Here is a 4,921-nt window from a genome sequence, read left to right as displayed (position 1 = left end):
GTCAGCAGCTCAATCAAAATCTGAATTCTATACAGTACGCAGCAAACGGGGCCTTAAGAGCAGAACTCAACGCTAAAGAAGACGGCTTCATATTGAAAATCAGATTGCGGAATAGCTGGCATATCAACGCAGAAATACCGGGGGATAAACGTTTAGTCGGCGCTCAGGTATCCGGCTTGAACGTTGATCAGATAAGTTATCCGGAGGGTAGCGCCCTCAATGTCCAGTTCAGTCAGGATCCGATAGAGGTGTATTCGGGAGAGTTTGAAATAAGCGGGCGACAAACCACACAGGATGGTTTACTGCCGCCCCGCCTGATGTTCCAGTTTCAAGCCTGTAGCGACCGGATCTGCTTACCACCTGAACGTTTGGTGATGCAGATACCGGCCACACACTAAACAGCAGAACCGATCAGATACGGAACTGCTGAACCAGCCCCAGCAAACGTTGCTCGATAGAGCTGAGTTCGCGACTGGTCACCGCAAGCTGATCTGCGTCGCCATTCGATTTCTCTGCGATATCCGCAATATGATGAATACTACGGCTCACTTCGTCGGCTACACCTGTTTGCTGATCTGCGGCAGACGCGATGTGAGTATTCATCTCGCTGATCGTGCCAACTGATGTCGTAATCGATGCCAGTGACTCGCTGGCACTTTGTGCGCGACGAATAGTTTCACCGGTGCTATCACGGCTGGTTGTCATCACGCTTACCGCCTGACGTGCACCCACCTGCAATTTTTCGATCATCGTCTGGATCTCTTCCGTACTCTGCTGAGTACGGTTGGCTAGGGAGCGAACTTCATCCGCAACAACCGAGAAACCACGCCCCTGCTCACCGGCACGGGCCGCTTCAATGGCCGCATTCAGTGCCAATAGATTCGTCTGATCAGCAATATCTTTGATTACATTAACCACCGTACCAATCTGATCCGCATCACTGTGCAGTTGCTCAATCACATCAGCCGACGTATTCACGCCATCAGCCAGTTCGCCAATTGATTCAATGGTCGATGACACGATGCTCAGACCTTCATTAGCGGCACCATCCGCCTCTGTCGCCGAGCTGGCAGCCTGGCCCGCGCTTTGTGCAACCTGCTGAACCGCAGTCGCCATCTGATGAATCGCTGCCGCAACCTGTTCAGTTTCGCCCCGCTGATCACTGACACCACGCTGGGTACTGGCAACCACTGTAGACATCCGGGTAGACGCCGTCGACAGTTCATCGACCGCCTGTTTAACATCCCCCACCAGGGTATGAATCTTATCGAGAAACCCGTTAAACCCCTCGGCCAGACGGCCAACCTCTCCCTGTGCATTCACATCTAACCGCTGTGTAAGATCACCATCGCCTTTGCTCATATCCTGCAACGCATCACACACCTGGTTAAGAGGGCGGGTAAGGCTTGTCGCAAAGATCGACGCCACTACACCAAACAACACGACCATCACACCACCGATACCCACGATAAACAGCAATGTGGTCTGAATCTCTTCATCCACCTGCTGTTCCATCATGACTAAGCGGTCTTCAATGTCATCAATGTAGAAGCCGGTACCCAGCATCCAGTTCCACTTCGGTAACCCAACGGCATAAGACAGCTTATCCACCGCCATCTTCTTAGATGGTTTTTCCCAGATATACGAAACGAAACCACCACCCTGTTTCGCAACCTGAATCAGATCAGAAATGATCGCGACACCGTTTTTATCTTTCAGATGAATGAGGTTTTTACCCTCTAACGATGTTTTGGCACGCATCGCCAATGCGGTGCCATCGTAGCCATATACGAAGACATAACCGTCCTTGTTTTCTCCGTAGGCCAGACTGCGCAATATAGACAACGCTTTTTGCTGTGCCGCTGCATCATCAGCACCAGCCTGATTATAGATTTCCTCAACCGAGCTAACGGCAAGATCCATATACTCTTTCAACGCAGCTTGTTTACTCTCCAGCATTTGCGTGCGGGTTTGCTCAATTTCCCGCATACCCAAATCCTGAAGTTGCATTCGCGTGACCAACATCACCACGACGATAATCACCAACAACGGCGCCAACGTTAATAAGAGAATCTTGTTTCTTAAGGTTAACTTACCCATGCTTGCACTCCGACTACATCAGGTCCTGTAGTCCATTTTTTAATAATAGTTATAGGTGGTACTTTCTTTTTTCATGCCGATAGCTCTTCCTTCAGTTCTACGATGTTGCCATCGGGATCTGAAATATAGAGTGAGCGTCCCATCCCTTGCGCGCCATACCGCAATTCAATCTCCCCTTCAGCATACGCATGAAGGTATTTTTTGATACGAGCTGGATCAAAGGGTGTGATTCTCAGGCAAAAATGGTCCATATTCTGCGAACGCAGATCTGGGCTGTCAGATGGAAGAAGGTCGATCAGTGAGCTTCCGGCACGGAGCTGCACCAATCCAATGGCGGGAACACGACGCTCTTCGGAACAACCCAAAATCTCCGAGTAGAAATGCAACGCGCTGTCCATGTCTTGCACACGCAGTACTACATGATCGAGTGCAACAAACTCAAAAGGAACTTGTGGCATAAGGTCATCCCCTCTTTTATGCCATTCTCTGCACTACAAACTATGATGGTTAACGGCATACCTTGCCGAATCTTTACGACCAAAAAAGTACAGTTCAATAACCACTGGGAATATAAACGATGAGCAGCTAACCTAAACGCCTTGCGAATAAGCCGCTGGCTTTGGCTAACTCAAATCAGCTTAGATCATAATTTGTCATAATTCAGGAGATACTGATGACCGCCCGCACTCTTTACAGCCTTTGCTGCGCGTTTCTGCTTACTTTTTCCGGGTTGCTACAGGCCGCCCCAACACTGGTTACACTAGAAACCAATCAGGGAATAATCGAGTTGGAGTTGGATGGAGACAAAGCGCCCAAAACTGTCGCCAACTTCCTGAGTTACGTCGATGAAGGCTTTTACAACGGCACCGTTTTTCACCGTGTCATCGCGGGTTTTATGATTCAGGGTGGCGGGTTCACCGAAGCGATGAACAAGAAGACAACTAAAGCGGCGATTGAGAACGAGTCCAGCAATGGCCTGAAAAACCTGCCAGGCACGATTGCCATGGCCCGCACCCAACATCCGAACAGTGCCACGGCACAGTTCTTTATCAATACCGTGAACAACACGTTTCTGAATCCTGGCGCACGCGGACCGGGTTACGCAGTATTCGGTAAAGTCGTCAACGGAATGGATATTGTGATGAAGATCAGTCGGCTACCGACCATGTCTAAGGGAATGTACCGTGACGTACCTAAATCACCGGTGATCATCGTCAAAGCCTACCGTACCAAACAGTAAGCCAATATCGGTCACAAAAAAGCCGCTTGTTCGAGCGGCTTTTTGCTATCAGAGGTTAGCGACTAACCTCGGCGCTTTTCCAATGCGGTATAACTTCCGGAAAGGCGCATCGCAACCTGATCGCCCTGACAGATTTCAATCACCAGATCCATCCGGGCACGGCCTTTCTCTTTCATCCGCGCATCAAAACCGGCAACAGTTTCTTCATCTGGTAAGACCGTACGTGCAACAAAATCATCGGTGACCGGCAATAGATATTCCAGATGACTGTCGCGAATCACAACATCATCATCCCGGCCCATTTCGCGTAAATGCAGCGTCAACATACTCCAACCACAGAGGGTAGCAACAGTCGCCAGAGATCCTCCAAAGCCTGTGCCTTTGTCATTGACGTTGGGTTCAAGTTCCGCCCCCATTTCAAGGCTTTTACCATCATAGTTAAGTGGCTTAAAACCCATGTGGTTAATCAGCGGAATCTGACCTTTCAGCCAACTCAGAAATTCATCAGCGGTTTGTTGATACTGACTCATGATCCCTCCCAGCGTGTTACATAGGGTTCCACATCTACTTCCGGAGCCTGTCGCACAACTTTTGGCGTTCCCAAATACAGGAAGCCAACAATCTCTTCGTTATCAGCCAACCCAAGCTCAGCCATCACTGTAGGATGGTACGCCATCGCCCCCGTACGCCACATCGCACCGACACCCTGTGCGTGAGCGGCATATAGCATGGCATGGGCAGCACAACCCACCGCAACAATTTGTTCACTGACAGGCACCTTTGGATGGTCCGTTTTATGAGCAACCACCACCACAACAACAGGCGCACGCAGTGGCGCATTCCGCAGTTTTTTCTGCTTAGCCTCACTCAACTCAGCATCATCTTGCAGTGAAGCTTTCAGGTAGATCTCCCCTAGCGCCTCACGCTGATCACCTTCAACGACCATAAAGCGCCATGGGCGCAGGGCTGCATGATCCGGTGCGCGCATCGCCGCTTTAAACATATTATCCATCTGCGCAGTCGTTGGAGCAGGCTCCAGTAGCAAAGGACAGGAAACGCGGTTGTGCAGTAATTCGAGGGCATCCATGGGGTACTAAAACTCCACTGTAATTTTTTATTGTCGGCTTAGACGCAGGTTATCAATATCATCCAGATCCGTGCTACGGAACGGGTTGATGTCCAGACCGCCACGACGAACATAACGTGCGTAAACGCTGAGGCTCTCTGGCTGACACTGCTGCCAGATATCCATAAAGATGTTCTCAACACATTGCTCGTGAAAATCGCCGTGCTCGCGGTAGGAGATCAGGTACTTCAGCAAACCTTCCCGGTCTATCTCCAGTCCTTTGTAACTGATACCAATGGTTGCCCAGTCCGGCTGCCCTGTCACGGGGCAGTTGGATTTCAACAGATGACTGTAAAGCACCTCTTCCACCACATCGTGGTCACTGCTCAACAGGTCTGCATTCGGGCTGTAGCTATCGATCTCTACATCCTGATTATCCAGACAGAAGCCGGTGAACTGGCCAAAGTCAGGCGCTTTGTCCGGGTGGTACAGAATCACCTGCACCTGACCTTCGG

6 protein-coding genes and 1 pseudogene are annotated in these 4,921 nt (G+C 50.3%); 2 read left to right on the top strand and 5 right to left on the bottom strand.

Annotated elements, in window-relative coordinates; genetic code table 11:
• Positions 1–398, top strand: a 398-nt coding sequence (locus ABYW01_RS14090) for a protein-disulfide reductase DsbD domain-containing protein (protein WP_372833763.1), incomplete at its 5' end; no start/stop codon positions are given.
• Positions 399–411: 13 nt separating this feature from the next.
• On the opposite strand, the gene ABYW01_RS14085 is transcribed toward ABYW01_RS14090, so the two are convergent.
• Positions 412–2,100 (bottom strand): methyl-accepting chemotaxis protein, encoded by a 1,689-nt coding sequence (locus tag ABYW01_RS14085; protein ID WP_372833760.1) that lies wholly within the window; start codon positions 2,098–2,100, stop codon positions 412–414.
• A gap of 71 nt (positions 2,101–2,171) precedes the next feature.
• The gene (locus tag ABYW01_RS14080; protein ID WP_193953670.1) at positions 2,172–2,558 is read right to left on the bottom strand and encodes a VOC family protein; all 387 of its coding nucleotides are present in this window, start codon (positions 2,556–2,558) and stop codon (positions 2,172–2,174) included.
• A gap of 215 nt (positions 2,559–2,773) precedes the next feature.
• On the opposite strand from ABYW01_RS14080, the gene ABYW01_RS14075 reads away from it, so the two are divergent.
• A complete protein-coding gene (locus ABYW01_RS14075; protein WP_372833757.1) occupies positions 2,774–3,340 on the top strand; it encodes a peptidylprolyl isomerase in 567 nt (188 codons plus the stop codon).
• Between the two features lie 62 nt (positions 3,341–3,402).
• On the opposite strand, the gene ABYW01_RS14070 is transcribed toward ABYW01_RS14075, so the two are convergent.
• From ABYW01_RS14070 to ABYW01_RS14060, 3 genes and pseudogenes are all read right to left on the bottom strand, one after another.
• Positions 3,403–3,870: a YiiD C-terminal domain-containing protein gene (locus ABYW01_RS14070; RefSeq protein ID WP_372833755.1), complete on the bottom strand. Its 468-nt coding sequence runs from the start codon at positions 3,868–3,870 to the stop codon at positions 3,403–3,405.
• Positions 3,867–4,427, bottom strand: a complete 561-nt coding sequence (locus ABYW01_RS14065; protein ID WP_372833752.1) for an NAD(P)H nitroreductase — start codon at positions 4,425–4,427, stop codon at positions 3,867–3,869. The genes ABYW01_RS14070 and ABYW01_RS14065 overlap by 4 nt, the downstream gene beginning before the upstream one ends.
• A gap of 27 nt (positions 4,428–4,454) precedes the next feature.
• Positions 4,455–4,921, bottom strand: a pseudogene (locus tag ABYW01_RS14060) (NADPH-dependent 7-cyano-7-deazaguanine reductase QueF); the annotation flags it as partial.

It is taken from the genome of Pontibacterium sp., assembly GCF_041587635.1.
Classification (GTDB): domain Bacteria; phylum Pseudomonadota; class Gammaproteobacteria; order Pseudomonadales; family Balneatricaceae; genus Pontibacterium.
Note: the sequence above shows the minus strand (reverse complement) of the source record. Positions and strands in the feature narration are given on the sequence as shown.